This window comes from Microbispora sp. ZYX-F-249 (genome assembly GCF_039649665.1).
GTDB classification, from domain to species: domain Bacteria; phylum Actinomycetota; class Actinomycetes; order Streptosporangiales; family Streptosporangiaceae; genus Microbispora; species Microbispora maris.
Window position 1 is genome coordinate 227,501 of sequence record NZ_JBDJAW010000003.1, and the last position, 14,873, is coordinate 242,373.

The 14,873-nt window shown below is 70.7% G+C and carries 13 protein-coding genes; 6 read left to right on the forward strand and 7 right to left on the reverse strand.

The window, feature by feature from the left end; translation table 11 throughout:
- Nucleotides 1-96: 96 nt before the first annotated feature.
- A complete protein-coding gene (gene typA / locus AAH991_RS05520) occupies nucleotides 97-1,950 on the reverse strand; it encodes a translational GTPase TypA (RefSeq protein WP_346224636.1) in 1,854 nt (617 codons plus the stop codon).
- Nucleotides 1,951-2,266: 316 nt separating this feature from the next.
- On the opposite strand from typA, the gene AAH991_RS05525 reads away from it, so the two are divergent.
- The 4 genes from AAH991_RS05525 to AAH991_RS05540 are packed head-to-tail and all read left to right on the forward strand — an operon-like array spanning nucleotide 2,267 to nucleotide 5,667.
- The gene (locus AAH991_RS05525; protein ID WP_346224637.1) at nucleotides 2,267-2,710 is read left to right on the forward strand and encodes a hypothetical protein; all 444 of its coding nucleotides are present in this window, start codon (nucleotides 2,267-2,269) and stop codon (nucleotides 2,708-2,710) included.
- Entirely contained in the window at nucleotides 2,707-3,930 is a 1,224-nt protein-coding gene (locus AAH991_RS05530; RefSeq protein WP_346224638.1) for an NRAMP family divalent metal transporter, read from the forward strand. Before AAH991_RS05525 ends, AAH991_RS05530 begins: the two co-directional genes overlap by 4 nt.
- Before the next feature lie 28 nt (nucleotides 3,931-3,958).
- Nucleotides 3,959-4,861, forward strand: coding sequence for a hypothetical protein (locus AAH991_RS05535; RefSeq protein WP_346224639.1), 903 nt, complete (start codon nucleotides 3,959-3,961; stop codon nucleotides 4,859-4,861).
- A 50-nt stretch (nucleotides 4,862-4,911) separates the two neighbouring features.
- Entirely contained in the window at nucleotides 4,912-5,667 is a 756-nt protein-coding gene (locus AAH991_RS05540; protein WP_346224640.1) for an alpha/beta hydrolase, read from the forward strand.
- 199 nt (nucleotides 5,668-5,866) lie between these two features.
- Here the strand turns inward: AAH991_RS05540 and AAH991_RS05545 are convergent, their stop codons facing one another.
- Complete coding sequence (locus tag AAH991_RS05545) at nucleotides 5,867-7,303, reverse strand: aldehyde dehydrogenase (protein ID WP_346224641.1); 1,437 nt, start codon at nucleotides 7,301-7,303, stop codon at nucleotides 5,867-5,869.
- A gap of 243 nt (nucleotides 7,304-7,546) precedes the next feature.
- On the opposite strand from AAH991_RS05545, the gene AAH991_RS05550 reads away from it, so the two are divergent.
- The gene (locus AAH991_RS05550) at nucleotides 7,547-8,443 is read left to right on the forward strand and encodes a coiled-coil domain-containing protein (protein WP_346224642.1); all 897 of its coding nucleotides are present in this window, start codon (nucleotides 7,547-7,549) and stop codon (nucleotides 8,441-8,443) included.
- On the opposite strand, the gene AAH991_RS05555 is transcribed toward AAH991_RS05550, so the two are convergent.
- The gene (locus AAH991_RS05555) at nucleotides 8,425-9,708 is read right to left on the reverse strand and encodes a GH1 family beta-glucosidase (RefSeq protein ID WP_346224643.1); all 1,284 of its coding nucleotides are present in this window, start codon (nucleotides 9,706-9,708) and stop codon (nucleotides 8,425-8,427) included. The genes AAH991_RS05550 and AAH991_RS05555 overlap by 19 nt on opposite strands.
- Before the next feature lie 76 nt (nucleotides 9,709-9,784).
- Between AAH991_RS05555 and AAH991_RS05560 the strand changes: the two genes are divergently transcribed.
- Complete coding sequence (locus tag AAH991_RS05560) at nucleotides 9,785-10,450, forward strand: TetR/AcrR family transcriptional regulator (RefSeq protein ID WP_346224644.1); 666 nt, start codon at nucleotides 9,785-9,787, stop codon at nucleotides 10,448-10,450.
- Nucleotides 10,451-11,084: 634 nt separating this feature from the next.
- Here AAH991_RS05560 and AAH991_RS05565 read toward each other — a convergent pair.
- The 4 genes from AAH991_RS05565 to AAH991_RS05580 all read right to left on the reverse strand — a co-directional run bounded on the left by AAH991_RS05565 (nucleotide 11,085) and on the right by AAH991_RS05580 (nucleotide 14,788).
- Nucleotides 11,085-11,513 (reverse strand): hypothetical protein, encoded by a 429-nt coding sequence (locus AAH991_RS05565; protein ID WP_346224645.1) that lies wholly within the window; start codon nucleotides 11,511-11,513, stop codon nucleotides 11,085-11,087.
- Between the two features lie 5 nt (nucleotides 11,514-11,518).
- On the reverse strand, nucleotides 11,519-12,016 hold the full coding sequence (locus tag AAH991_RS05570) for a hypothetical protein (protein ID WP_346224646.1): 498 nt from the start codon (nucleotides 12,014-12,016) through the stop codon (nucleotides 11,519-11,521).
- Between the two features lie 123 nt (nucleotides 12,017-12,139).
- Nucleotides 12,140-13,051 (reverse strand): aldo/keto reductase, encoded by a 912-nt coding sequence (locus AAH991_RS05575; RefSeq protein WP_346224647.1) that lies wholly within the window; start codon nucleotides 13,049-13,051, stop codon nucleotides 12,140-12,142.
- 45 nt (nucleotides 13,052-13,096) lie between these two features.
- Nucleotides 13,097-14,788, reverse strand: coding sequence for a pentapeptide repeat-containing protein (locus AAH991_RS05580; protein ID WP_346224648.1), 1,692 nt, complete (start codon nucleotides 14,786-14,788; stop codon nucleotides 13,097-13,099).
- Nucleotides 14,789-14,873 lie beyond the last annotated feature (85 nt).

Here is a 14,873-nt window from a genome sequence, read left to right on the forward strand (position 1 = left end):
CCGGGTCCGTGACGGCGCTCGCCCCACCTGCGGCCGGAAGGCCGAAGCCCCCGCCGACCGGTCGGCGAGGGCTTCGGGTGAAGGAGCCTGAGGAGCTCAGTTGGCGCGCTTGGCGCGCGCGGCGGCGCGGCCTCGGCTGGCCGAGTCGAGGACGGTCTTGCGGATGCGCACGGTCTCCGAGGTGATCTCCACGCACTCGTCGTCGCGGATGAACTCCAGGGCCTGCTCCAGGGACAGGACGCGCGGCGGGATCACCTTCTCGGTCTCCTCACTGGTGGAGGAGCGCATGTTGGTGAGCTTCTTCTCCTTGGTGATGTTCACGTCCATGTCGTCGGAGCGGGAGTTCTCCCCGATGATCATGCCCTCGTACACCTCGGTGCCGGGGGAGACGAACAGCACGCCGCGCTCCTGCAGGTTGAGCATCGCGAACGCGGTGACCTGGCCCGCGCGGTCGGCGACCAGCGAGCCGTTGTTGCGGGTGCGCAGCTCGCCGAACCACGGCTCGTACGTCTCGAACACGTGGTGCACGAGGCCGGTGCCGCGGGTCTCGGTGAGGAACTCGGTGCGGAAGCCGATCAGGCCGCGCGCCGGCACCAGGAACTCCATGCGGATCCAGCCGGTGCCGTGGTTGGTCATGTGCTCCATGCGGCCCTTGCGTACGGCCAGGAGCTGGGTGACGGCGCCCAGGTACTCCTCCGGGCAGTCGACCGTGAGGCGCTCGACCGGCTCGTGCACCTTGCCGTCCACGACCTTGGTCACGACCTGCGGCTTGCCGACCGTCAGCTCGTAGCCCTCGCGGCGCATCTGCTCCACGAGGATGGCCAGGGCCAGCTCGCCGCGGCCCTGCACCTCCCAGGCGTCCGGGCTCTCGGTGGGCAGCACGCGCAGCGAGACGTTGCCGACCAGCTCCTTGTCGAGGCGGTCCTTCACGAGGCGGGCGGTGACCTTGGCGCCCTTGACCTTGCCGACCAGCGGGCTGGTGTTGGTGCCGATCGTCATGGAGATCGCCGGCTCGTCGACCGTGATCAGCGGCAGCGGGCGCGGGTCGTCGGGGTCGGCCAGCGTCTCACCGATCATGATGTCCGGGATGCCGGCGATCGCGATGATGTCGCCGGGCCCGGCCTCCTCGGCGGGCTTGCGCTCCAGCGCCTCGGTCATCAGCAGCTCGGAGATCTTGACGCGCTGGACGCTGCCGTCGGTGCGGCACCACGCGACCTGCTGACCCTTGCGGATCGTGCCCTGGTGGACGCGGCACAGCGCGATACGGCCGAGGTAGCTGGACGCGTCGAGGTTGGTGACGTGGGCCTGGAGCGGCGCGGACGGGTCGTAGACCGGCGCCGGGATCGTGCTCTTGATCGTGTCGAACAGCGGCTCGAGGTCGGGGGAGTCCGGCATGCCGCCGTCGGCGGGGCGCTCCAGCGAGGCCCGCCCGGCCTTGGCCGAGGCGTACACGATCGGGAAGTCGATCTGCTCCTCGGTCGCGTCGAGGTCGATGAACAGCTCGTACACCTCGTCGACGACCTCGGCGATGCGGGCGTCCGGCCGGTCCACCTTGTTGATGCACAGGATCACCGGCATCTTCGCGGACAGCGCCTTGCGCAGCACGAAGCGGGTCTGCGGCAGCGGGCCCTCGGAGGCGTCCACCAGCAGCACGACGCCGTCGACCATCGACAGGCCGCGCTCGACCTCGCCGCCGAAGTCGGCGTGGCCGGGGGTGTCGATGATGTTGAGGGTCATGCCGCCGTGCCTGACCGCCGTGTTCTTCGCGAGAATGGTGATCCCCTTCTCGCGCTCGAGGTCGTTGGAGTCCATGACCCGCTCGTCCACGTCCTGGTTGGCCCGGAACGCGCCGGACTGCCATAGCATGGCGTCGACCAGCGTGGTCTTGCCGTGGTCGACGTGCGCGATGATCGCGATGTTCCGCAGGTCGTCGCGGGTGTTCATAGGCATAGTGAAGTCTCGCTCTGGATCGTCGGGGTGTCGTCCGCGTCCCGGGACTGAAGCGAGACGCACATCCGCCGCATGACACGGCCAAGCCATTTTAGTTGATCCCGATCGCCACCACGTGCCGACGGCGTACGGAACCCTCGATGGAAACGCCCGCGCGGCGATCGGCATTCCACGCCGCCGAAGGTTCGGTTCAAAGGCTCTCCGTTAGGGCAGGTGGACCGGCTGTGACGGATGAAGGCCTCGTGCTGCTGATCGCCTGGGCGGAGTTCCTCGTGCCGATCCTCGTCCTCGCCTACCTCCTGCTGCGGCGGCGCACATGATCCCGCCGGCTCGGCTGGTGCCGCCCGCCCTGCTGACGGCACTCCTGTTGTCCGGGTGCGTCAGCCCCGCGTGGGACGACCACGACTACGCGCTCAAGGCCGGGAAGACGGCAGAGTCGGCCGCCTCGGCCGTGCGGTTCGCCCGTTCCGTCGTGGCGTACCGGGACCGCATGACCGGGCCGTACGCCGAGGTGGTGCTGACCGAGGCGGTGCGCGACCTGGGCAGCGTGAACGACCAGTTCGGCGGTGTGCAGCCGCCCTCGGACGCCTCCGACCGGGTCAGGGACGAGGTGCTGCGCCTCACCGAGAAGGCCGAGAGCGAGGTCGAGGACCTGCTCATCCAGACGCGCCGGGACGGGGTGAAGGACCCGGCGGCGGCCGCACGGGACCTGGGCAGGCTCGCGAGCGAGCTGAACGACTTCGCGGAGAGGCACAGGTGAAGAGGTTCCTCGCGGTCACGCTCGGCATCCTGACGGCCTTCGGCGGGTTCGTGGACATCGGCGACCTGGTCGCCAACGCCGTCGTGGGGTCGAGGTTCGGCATGTCCCTCGCGTGGGTGGTGATCCTCGGCATCATCGGCATCTGCGTCTTCGCCGAGATGTCCGGCAGGATCGCGGCGGTGTCGCAGCGGCCGGTCTTCGACCTCGTCCGCGAGCGCATGGGCCCCCGCGCCGGGCTGGTCAACCTCGGGGCGTCGTTCTTCATCAACGTGCTCACGCTGGCGGCGGAGATCGGCGGCGCCGCGCTCGCGCTGGAGCTGGCGACCGGGCTGAACTACCTGCTGTGGGTGCCGCCCGTGGCCCTGGTCGCGTGGCTGGTCATGTGGCGGGTGAAGTTCGAGACCATGGAGCGCGTCTTCGGGCTGGCGGGGCTCGGGCTGGTCGTGTTCATCGTGGCGCTGTGGCAGCTCGGGCCCGACTGGGGCGAGCTGTCCACGCAGCTCGTCCGGCCGCCGTCGGACGAGGGCGTGCCGACCTACCTCTACTACGCGATAGCGCTGCTCGGCGGGGCGATGACGCCGTACGAGGTGTTCTTCTTCTCCTCCGGCGGCGTCGAGGAGCGGTGGACCCGCAGGGATCTGGTCACGGCGCGGGCCAACGTGTTCGTCGGCTTCCCCCTCGGCGGCGTGCTGTCGCTGACGATCGCGGCGTGCGCGGCGACCGTGTTCATGCCGGTCGCGGCCGAGCCCGACTCGCTCGGGCAGATGGTGCTCCCGGTGGCCCAGGGGCTGGGCAAGGTCGGCCTCGGCGTGGTGATCCTCGGGGTGTTCGCGGCCACGTTCGGCGCGACCCTGGAGACCGCCCTGTCGTCGGGCTACTCCCTGAGCCAGTATTTCGGCTGGCAGTGGGGCAAATACGTGGTGCCGGGCCGCGCCGCCCGGTTCCACGTGACCGTGCTGGCCGCGGTGATCGTCGCGACCGCGCTGATCCTCACCACCATCGACCCGATCAAGGTGACCGAGTATTCGCTGGTCTTCTCTGCGGCGGCCCTGCCGCTCACCTACCTGCCGGTCCTCATGATCGCCAACGATCCCGACTACATGGGGGAGAAGGTCAACGGCAGATTCAGCAACGTGCTGGGAAGTTTCTACATGGTGCTGCTGCTCGTCGTGGCGGTCGCGGCCATCCCCTTGATGATCGCGACCAAGGCGGGGCAGTGACGACGCTGCCGGAGGAGGTGAGGACTCGTTGACCGAACCCGCGCGGGTGCTGCACGCCCGTCTGCACCTGCTCGACCGGCAGGTCGTCAGGGAGAGCGACGACCGCCTGCTGTGCAAGGTGGACGACCTGGAGATGCGGCCCGGAGACCGGCCGTACGTCACCGCGATCCTTTCGGGCCCGCTCGCGCTCGGCCCGCGGCTCGGCGGCCTGCCGGGATGGCTGATGACGGAGACCGACCAGCTCTTCCGGCGGGAGGAGCGGCCGGGGCCGTACCGGATCGAGATGAGCCTGGTGACCGAGATCGGCAGCGCCGTACGGGTGGCCGGCCACCGGCAGGACCTGGCGCTGGAACGCTGGCTCACCAGGAACGTGATCGGCCGGATCCCCGGCGCCGCCGGGACCCCGGAGCAGGATGCTCCCGAGGGCGGGGCGCAGGATGCTCCCGAGGGCGGGGCGCAGGATGCTTCAGAGGGCGGGGCGAAGGATGCTTCAGAGGGCGGCGCGCAGGGCGCTTTCGGAAGCGGCGCGAGGGACGCGCCGGAGAAGGCGCTCAGGGTGCGGGAGCGGTGGGAGGACAGGCCGGACGCCATGCGGCTCGGCGGGCTGCTCGGCCGTACGGTCCGCGGCCCGTCGGGGGAGGTCGCCGGTAACACCGTGGACGTCCGACTCGTCCAGGACGGGCCACTGCTGGCCGGGGTCCAGCAGGCGTTGCGGGCGGCCGGACTGCTGATCGCCCGGCGGCGGGCCGGGCGGCTCTTCGGGTACGAGCGGGGCCCCGGGCTGTGGCGGCCGTCGCTGCTGGGCGCCCTCGTGCGCCGCATGCACGGCGAGATCCGCTACGCCGAATGGGACCAGATCGAGTCGCTCGACGACGAGGAGGTCAGGCTCGGCGTCCCCTGGGAGCGGCTGCGGTCGACGGCCGATCTCTGAACGAAGCCCGTCGCGTGGGGGGTGGAATGGCGGGAAATAAGGTCGAGGGCATGTCTCTCGCTGCTGCTTTCGGGGCGATGCTGCGCACGGCGGACGGTGTCCGCATCGACGCGGCGCACACGCCCAACGGCTCACTCGATCTCGGCATCGTGGTCGCGCACGGTTTCACCGGAACGTGGAGGGGGCCGGACACCCGGCGCATCGTGCACGTCCTGTCGAGGTTCGGCGGTGTGGTGTCGTTCGACTTCCGGGGCCACGGACGCTCCGGCGGCCGGTCCACGGTGGGCGACCTGGAGGTCCTCGACGTGGACGCGGCGGTCAAGCACGCCCGCTCGATCGGCTACCGGCGCATCGCCACCGTCGGCTTCTCGATGGGCGCCGCCGTGGTCGTACGGCATGCCGCGCTGCACCGAGGGGTGGACGGGGTGGTGTCGGTGAGCGGGCCGGCCCGCTGGTACTACCGCGGCACCAAACCCATGCGGCAGGTCCACTGGGCGATCGAACGCTGGCACGGGCGGCTGGCGGCCCGGCTGGTCAAGCGGACCAGGATCGCGGGCGGCGGATGGGACCCCGTCCCGCTCCCGCCGTACGAGGCGGCGGCGCTGGTCGCGCCCACGCCGCTGCTGATCGTGCACGGTGACCACGACCCGTTCTTCCCCGTCGAGCACGCCCACCAGTTGTACGAGTGCGCGGCCGAGCCGAAGGAGTTGTGGGTCGAGCCGGGGTACGGCCATGCGGAGGCGGCGGCCACCCCTGACCTGGTCCGGAAAATTGGTCAGTGGATTTCACGAACCAAATCCCCATAAGGGTCGTCTATGAGGGTTGTGCGGATCTGGAAGTCCCGATCCACATGGCCGATTGGGGGATCGGCGCACACCCTCAGCGGGTGTGGCCCAGCGTCGCGGGGGCGCGCTGGGCGGTTTCACCGGCCCGGTACGGCACACGCCGTACCGGGCCGGAGGGACGCGTTCCCCGATGTCGGCCCCGCGTGTCAGCTCATGCGCTTCAGCCCAGGCGGGCGATCGACTTGGTCTCCAGGTAGGCCGACAGGCCCTCGGGGCCGAGCTCCCGGCCCAGGCCGCTGGCCTTGAAACCGCCGAACGGCGTGTTCGGGTCGAGCGTGTGCATCATGTTGACGCCGTACGTGCCGGTGCGCACCCGGCGGGCGACGTCCACCCCGTGGTCGGTGTCGGCGGTCCAGACCGAGCCCGACAGGCCGTAGTCGCTGTCGTTGGCGATCCGCACCGCGTCCTCCTCGTCCTCGTACGGGATCACCGCCAGCACCGGGCCGAAGATCTCCTCACGGGCGATGCGCATGTCGTTGGTGGCCCCGGCGAAAACGGTGGGGGCGACGTACCAGCCCCGGTCGTACGGCCGGTCGAGGCCCCCGACGACGGGCTTGGCGCCCTCCTCGATGCCCGTCCTGATGTAGCCCTCGACCCGCTCCTGCTGCCGCCGCGCCACCAGCGGCCCGATCCCGGTGGCCGGGTCGGCGGGGTCGCCCACCTGCTGGCTCGTCACCATCTCGGCGACGGCCTGGACGACCTCGTCGTACCGGGTGCGGGAGGCGAGGATGCGGGTCTGCGCCACGCACGCCTGGCCGTTGTTCATCAGTGAGGCCATCGACAGGAAGCCCATGGCCGAGGGCAGGTCGCAGTCGTCGAGGATGATCGCCGCCGACTTGCCGCCGAGCTCGAGCGTGCAGCGCTTGAGCTGTTCGCCGCAGATCGCCGCGATCCTGCGTCCGGCGGCGGTCGAGCCGGTGAAGGCCACCTTGTCGACGCCGGGATGGGAGACCAGGTGCTCGCCCGCCTCGCGACCGGCCGCGACGATGTTGACGACCCCGGCCGGGATGCCGGCCTCCTTGATCATCTCGGCGAGCAGGTAGGAGTCGAGCGGCGTCTCGGGGGCCGGCTTGATCACCACGGTGCACCCCGCGACGAGCGCCGGGGCCAGTTTGGTCATGAGGACGAACTGGGGGACGTTCCAGGGGACGATGGCCGCGACGACGCCGACCGGCTCATGGCGGACGATCATCGGGCCGAACAGGCCGGGCCGCTCCTCCTCGACGGGGAACGTCGCGCCGAGACCGGCGAAGTACTTGAGCATCCCCAGGGGCTGCGGAGCCTGGGCGAGCTGGGAGAACGTGATCGGAGACCCCATCTCCACAGTGATGATCTCGGCCATCTCGGCCTGGCGGGCCTCGTAGACCTCCGCCAGCCGTCCCACGATCGCCGCGCGCTCGGCCATCGTCATCCGCGGCCAGGGCCCGTTGTCGAAGGCGTCCCTGGCGGCCGCGACGGCCCGGTCCATGTCGGCGGCGGTGCCGTCCGGCACCCGGCCGACGACCTCCTCACTGTGCGGGGAGATCACCTCGATCGTGCCCGTGCCCGCGGGGGTCACCCAGTCGCCCCCGATGAACAGCGTGTCGTGCTGCAGCATTGCCTGCCTCCTGATCGGGCGCGCCATCGCGCACACAGAAAGACCGAATCATGTTCTGCTCTGCCTTGGCAAGAGCGGGCCGCCGAAACGGGATCGGGCCAGGTAGGCGCGTCGACGGCGAACGGGGCACACGGGCGGAAATCCGGCTGCTGTCCGCTTTGAACCCAAGAGCTTCCCCTGTTCCGGTAGCAGAGCGTAAAGATCGTCTTCTATAGTTTCGGACCGAATCCGAGTGGAGGTCGCGTGCGGTCGGGACGCTGGGCCAGGCTGGCGGTGGTCACCACCGCGCTGCTTGTCGCACCGTCCGTCTCGGGCGCCCTCACCGCCGAGGCCGAACCGGACCAGCAGGCCAAGCTCCGCAAGCTCACCCAGGAGGCCGCCGCGCTCCAGAAGGAGTACCGCGGCGAGATCCTCAGCCTGGAGGACGCGAAGAGGGCCGCGCAGAAGGCCTCCGGCCGGAGCAAGAAGCTGCAGGCCGACCTGCGGCTGGCCCAGCGGCAGGTGGCGGCGTTCGCGCAGTCCTCGTACATGACCGGGGGCGCGGACGCCTCGCAGCTGTTCTCCCTGTCGGCCGACCCGAGCTCGCTGGCGATGCTGTCCTATCTGGGCACCGCCAGGACCGAGCGGCTCAACAGCGTCAAGGACCTCGTCGCCAAGCAGAAGAAGGCGGCCCTCGCGGCCGCCGGCGAGATCGACAAACTGCAGGCGCACATCAAGCAGCTCAAGTCGCGGCGCGGCGAGGTCGAGCGGCTGATGGCGAAGTACGGTTTCCAGACCCCCGACGCCGGCAGCGGACTGACCCAGCGCATGGTCTCGACGCGTAACGCGATCATGGGGCAGTTCCCGATGCCGTTCGGCGTCGGCTGCCTGCGCCCCGGCGACCCGGGCGAGCACGGCAAGGGCCGGGCCTGCGACTTCATGATGAGCAGCGGCGGCCGCATGCCGGACGCGGTGGCCAAGGAGCGCGGCGACGCCCTGGCCCAGTGGTGCATCCAGCACGCGAGCGAGTACGGGATCATGTACATCATCTGGCAGCAGCGCTTCTACGACATGCGCACCGGCGCCGGGTGGCGGATGATGTCGGACCGCGGCGGCATCACCGCCAACCACTACGACCACGTTCACGTGTCGGTGCTCTGACCCTCCAGGAACTTCCGCAGCCAGTGGTAGGACGCCTTCGGCGTGCGCTCCTGGGTCGCGAAGTCGACGTGGACCAGGCCGAACCGCTGGTGGTAGCCCTCGGCCCACTCGAAGTTGTCCAGCAGTGACCAGACGAAGTAGCCCCGCAGGTCCACGTCCGCCTGCCGCATCGCCCGGATGTGGCCGTCGAGGTAGGCGATCCGCTCCTGGTCGTCCAGGCCGTCGTACGAGCAGCCGTTCTCGGTGATGTAGACGGGCGGCAGCGCGTCGCCGTACCGGGCCTTGAGGCCGTCGAGCAGCTCGCGCAGGCCGTCGGGGACGACGGGCCAGCCGAAGGCGGTGGTGGGAACGCCGGGGATCTCCTCGAAGCGGAACGGCAGGCCGTCCCCGCCGCCGGGACCGCCGATACGAGTGGGGTTGTAGTAGTTGATCCCCAGCCCGTCGAGGGGCTCGGCGATCGTCTCCAGGTCGCCGGGTCGCACGGGGATCTCGACGCCGAACGGCGTCAGGTCGGGGTAGGCGCCGGTGAGCACCGGGTCGTTGAACAGCCGGTTGTGCAGGATGTCGTAGGTCTCGGCGGCGGCCAGGTCCTCGGGGGAGTCGGAGGCGGGCCGGACCGGGGTGCAGTTGTTGGTGATCAGCACCTGCTCCGCGCCGGCCGCCCGCAGCGCCTGCGTGGCCAGGCCGTGCCCGAGCAACTGGTGGTGGGCCACCGGCAGCGCGTCGAACATGAGCGCCCTGCCCGGGGCGTGGATGCCCAGGCCGTATCCCTCCACCATGTGCACGAACGGCTCGTTCAGCGTGATCCACATCCGTACGCGGTCGGCCAGCCGTCCGGCCACGACGGCGGCGTAGTCGGCGAAGCGGCGGGAGGTGTCGCGGCTGAGCCAGCCGCCCTCGTCCTCCAGCGCCTGTGGAAGGTCCCAGTGGAAGAGCGTCGGCACCGGGGTGATGCCGTTCTCGCACAGCGCGTCCACGAGCCGGTCGTAGAAGTCGAGCCCGGCCTGGTTGACCGGGCCGCCGCCCGCGGGCAGCACGCGCGGCCAGGCGATGGAGAAGCGGTAGGCGTTGACGCCGAGGCCGGCCATCAGCGCCACGTCCTCGGCGTAACGGTGGTAGTGGTCGCAGGCCACGTCGCCCGTGTGCCCGTCGCGGACCCTGCCGGGGGTGTGCGAGAAGGTGTCCCAGATGGAGGGCCCTCTGCCGTCCTCCGTGACCGCCCCTTCGATCTGGTAGGACGCGGTGGCCGTACCCCAGAGGAACATGATGCCGCCTCTCTCCGCTAATATGAGCGAAACTCATGTTAGTCCGAGTGGTTGCGAAGCGGGAGAGAATGGCGGAATGACCACAGGGGGAGTGCTGCGCCGCCGGCCCGCACAGCGCCGCAGTCAGGAGCGGGTCGAGCGCATGCTGGACGAGTGCGCCCTGCTGCTCGACGAGGTGGGGTACGCGGCCCTGACGACCAAGGAGGTCGCCCGCCGGGCCGAGGTGCCGATCGGGACCTTCTACCAATTCTTCACCGACAAGCAGAGCCTGGTCCGCGCGCTCGCGCTGCGGAACCTGGAGGCGTACCTGGACCGGATCGCGTTCCGGCTGACCGCCGCGCCGCTGACCGACTGGACCGACGCCGTGGACCTGGTCGTCGACGAGTTCGTACGGATGAAACGGACCACGCCCGGCTTCGGCGTGGTGGACTTCGGCGAGGTGCTCGCCGCTCCCGGCGGCCCGGCCCTGCCCGGCACCCAGAGGATGCTCGACGAGGCACTGGAGAACAACGTCGTCGTGGCCGACCGGCTGCGCTCCCTCGTGGTGGAGTCGCTCGGCGTGGCGCCGGGCGCCGACCTGTCGCGCGCCTTCGTGGTCGCCGTGGAGGCCGCCGACGCCGTGCTCAAGCTGGCCTTCCGCGCCCATCCCGAGGGCGACCCCGACCTCATCGCCGAATGCAAACGCCTCGTCCGCCGCTACCTCTCCGACCACCTTCGGCAGGCGCCTGTGGAGGGCGGCTGACGGACTTGGGGCCGGAGCCGAAGCGGCGGAGGTTGTGCGCCCTGGAAGACTCATCGACTCCTGACGGTTGCGGCATGATTACTCCGTGCATTCCCCCGGGTTGGCCTTGGTCGGCTACATCGACGAGTCGATCCACACCGAAGTACGTCTCTACGCGATCGGACTCGTGCCGGCCAAGCCTGCCCTGAGCGAAGAAGTCCGCAGCCGATTGTGCTCGGTGGTTCCGGCCGCGCGGACGCCGCACCGGTCACAGGAGGACGAGCGGACTCGCGCCGAGACGATCCGCGAGGTCCGATCTCTACCGATCGCGGCGAGGGGTACGGCTGTCGCTTCGATCGACCCAAGTGCTCGCGGAGCGTGAGGCGAACCAGGATAGGCACGACCGCCGGGTTCTTCGTGGTCTGGCGGGTCGACCGCCACGGTTCGAATACGGGCATGCGGCAGTCGCCAAAGAGCCTCTTCTCTGGGCGGCAGACGTGGTGGTGAGTAGTACCCGCGAGGGCGCTCGCGCGAGACGAGGACCCGTGCGCCGTCGGCTTGGGAGAGGTCCTTTCGTACGTGGGCTGCGAGCCTGTATGACCTCCGGATACGCGAAAGCCGGGCCACCACCTGCGGAGGTTAACCCGGCTTCACTTCATAACCCCGAGTGGGTTACGCAGAGGCCCCAGTGGCACAGCGCGCCGGTCGCGACCCCGACGGCCACGCCCGCCCAGCCGTACCGGAGTGCCACCAGCCCCGCGGGCACGCCCGTCAGCAGCACCAGCGCGAGCATGAGATAGGCCAGCCCGGTCATGCCGCCGTCGTCCTCGCTGGTACGCAGGGGGTTGCCCGCGCGGCGATGCGGCTCGGTGCCGGGCACCAGCCCGTACACCGGCACCAGCGGCACCAGTCCGGCCGCGCCGCCCAGCAGGGCGGGCAGCAGCGCCAGGACCAGCGGCCACCGGCCGTCGGCGATCGCGGTGAACATCACCGTCACCGCGACGCCCACCGGCGCGTGTGCCGACAGCCAGGCCAGCTGCCTGCCGCGCACGTCACTCGCGCCGGGGGTCATCCCGGGGGTCATCAGAGTCAGCCACAACGCCGTGCATCGGTTCCGTACAGGTTGGCGGTCATGGCGGCGGCCATCACGATGAAGATCGGACCCGCGTACGGCAGCATGCCGTCCCAGCCGAGGACCAGCGGGCTGGCCGCGAAGCAGACGCCGTACGACAACGCGAAGATCAGCTGGTGGTCGCGTACCTGGTCGCGTGACCAGGTGCGCGCAGCTCCTTGGCGCCGATCGCGCCGTTGGCGGTGGCCGCGCGCATGGGACGTCTGCCGCGTGCGGACGGTCGCGCGGCCCCCGTACGCCTGGTGAGCAGGGCCGCCCACGCGCCCAGGAGCAGCGCCGCCAGCACGGCCAGGGCCGCCTGCCAGGGCCCACCACTCGCCCCGGACGGCCGGCAGGCCCCATGCGGAGGGCAGGTTGAACTCGAGGTTCGTCTCGAAGTACACGCGTAGCGCGTCGGAGGCGGTCGTCTGCGCCAGGACGCGCGGCTCCATCAGATCGGTGGCGAGCTTCACCACGTGGCGACGACCGCGTCGATCAGCTCGTCCTTGCCCCCGAAGTGGTACGAGATGAGCCCGGGGTGATCCGGGCGGTGCCGCAGCGGCCCCGAGGCGCATGACGCGTCTCGGGGCCGTGCCCGATCAGGCGGGGGCGTCGAGGCGGGCGATGTGCTCGTCGTCGAGCTTGACGTCGACGATGATCTCTTCGAGCTGGGCCATCGAGCTGACGCCGACGATCGGGACGATGTCCTGCGCCCGCAGCCAGGCGAGCACGACCTGGTTGCGCGTCGCGCCGAGCTCGCCGGCCACCTCGTCCAGCACCGCCAGCCGCCTCGTGGTGCCCGGGTGGTCGTAGTACTCGGGCAGCGGCTTGGCGGTGTACGCGCCCGCGAGCAACGAGGAGTAGACCCACAGCGTCAGGTCGCCCTCGGCACGCACGTAGTCCAGCAACTCGTCGGAGACCTGGGTGTGGCCGCCTTCGGGCAGGTGCACCCAGGGCCGGGGGCGGAGGTAGGAGTGGCGGAGCTGCACGTGGCGGTATCGAGTGCCGCCGCGCGCCGCCGCGAGGGCGCGGGCCCGTTCCAGCCGCCACACCGCGTGGTTGCTCGCGCCGACCTCCTTGGCCTTGCCGGCGAGCACCAGTTCGTCGAAGGCGGCGACCGTCTCCTCCAGCGGCGTCGACCTGTCGTCGATGTGCGCCCAGTAGACGTCGACGTGATCGGTGCCGAGCCGGCGCAGGCTGCCCTCGATCGCGGCCCGGATCACACCGGCGGACAGGCCCTCGGCGGCGTCGAGCGTACGGGCGCCGGGCACGGCCGGGCGGGCGCCGCACTTGGTGCTGATCACCACGCTGTCCCGGTTGCGCCGGGAGGCGAGCCACCGGCCGATGGTGGCCTCGCTCTCGTCGCCGGTCGCGCCGTCGAACCAGAACGGATAGTTGTTGGCCGTGTCGAGCATCGTTCCGCCGCCTTCGACGAAGCGGTCGAGGATGGCGAACGAGGTCGCCTCGTCCACGGTGGTCCCGAAGGGGATCGTTCCCAGAGCGATTCTCATGCCGATCACCTTGCCGCCTGGAGCGCACTCCAGCGCAAGCGGCTTTCAGCGGCGGCGGTCGAGGGCTCTGCGGCCCCGCGCCACAATGGTCTCGACGTCCCTCAGGTCGTCCAAGTCGTGGGCCCGCGCCAGCGCTTCCTTGGCCGCGTCGTAGGCGTCCAGGACCGCGTTCCAGTCGACGTCGCCGGTTCTGTCCGTCGCGCTGTCGATCGCCTCGCCCAGCCGGGTCACGTTCTCCTCCTGGGCGCTCTTGGCGTCCTCGAACCGGACGGCTCTCTCCGCGGCCCGCTCCCTGGCGGCTCTCCTCCGCCGCACCCTTACCGTGACCAGCCCGGCGGCGACCCAGAAGACCACCAGGCCGGCGATGCCGAAGAAGACCAGCCAGCCGGTGGACATGCGGCTGGAGGACCCGGACAGGTCGAGGTCCTTGGCGAAGTCCTGGTCCAGCCCGGTGACCTCGGCGTCCTCGAACGTGGCGCCCCGCAGTTCGGCCGAGGACACGTCGGCGTCGGTCAGGACGGCCTTGCGGAAGACCGCGTCGCGGTACTTGCCGTAGTGGAGGTACGCCCGGTCCAGCCTGGCGCCGGTGAAGTCGGCCTGGTCGGCCGTGACGCTGTTCATCTCCGCGTCGCGCAGGTCGGCGCCGGCGAGTTCGGCCCGGGTCAGATCGGCGCTGCCGAGCGCCGCGCCCGACAGGTCCGCCCGGGACAGGTTCGCCCCGACGAGGTCGGCGCTGCCGAGCTTGGCCCGCCGCAGCCGCGCGCCGCGCAGGTCCGCGCCCTTCGTCTCGCGGAGCCTCGTCCCGACGGCGGAGACGTCGCGGAGGATGGCCCGGTTCAGCTTGACGCCCGACAGGTCGAGGCCGTCCAGTTTGGCGCCGGTCAGGTCGGCGCAGCTCAGATCGCCGGGGAAACTCGTGACCGCGGTGAGGTCCCAGCCTCGGTAGTCCTGACCGCCGCCGGGCTCGCAGGACGGGTCCGGCGCAGGCAGGTATCTGGGCACGCCCGTGCTTCCGGTGAGCCGGGCGTCCCTGACGTCGCGCAGGTCGGCCCCGGCGAGGTCGGCTCCCCGGAAGTCCGCGCCGGTCATCACCGACTCGTACAGTTGCGCCTCGCTGAGATCCGCCTGCCGCAGGACCGTCCTGATCAGGGTGGCGCCGTAGAGCTTGGCCCTCGCCGCCTTGACCCGGGTGAGGTCGGCCCGGCGCATGTCCGCGCCGTAGGCGAAGGCGTCGGTCAGGTCGACGCCGACCAGCTTGGCGTCGTCGAACTGCGCGTCGTACGTCTTGGCCCGGGCCATCGTGGCCCCGCTCAGGTCGGCCCCCTCGAAATGCGCGTAGTACGGCGAGGAGTCGTCCATCGTCGCCTCGCGCAGGTCGCTGCCGCGCAGGTCCGCGTAGTACAGCTCCGCCTCGGAGAGGTCTGCCTCGCGCAGCCTGGCCCCGGCCATCCGGGCGTATCCGAGATGGGCTCCCTTGAGAGAGGCTCCGGTCAGGTCGGCTCCGGTGAGCACGCTCCGCACGGTCAGGCCGTCCAGTTTGGCGCCCCGGAGATCCGCGCAGGACAGATCGGCGGGCAGCGTGGCGCGGGTGAGGTCCCTGCCGGCGAGATGCGGGCCGCTGCCGGGGCGGCACGGCAGGCGGTCGGCGGGCGTCGCCTCGGCGGCCGGGGCCGTCGGGATCGACAGCGCGATCGCAGCGGAAAGGGTCACCGTGCCGGCGATCAGGCGGAGGGGCATTTCTGTCTCACTGTCTTTCTCGGAGCGCCACCCGGACGCTGACACCGGTTCGTAGGTGACAGAACCCGTTATAAAGCGGCGAGTT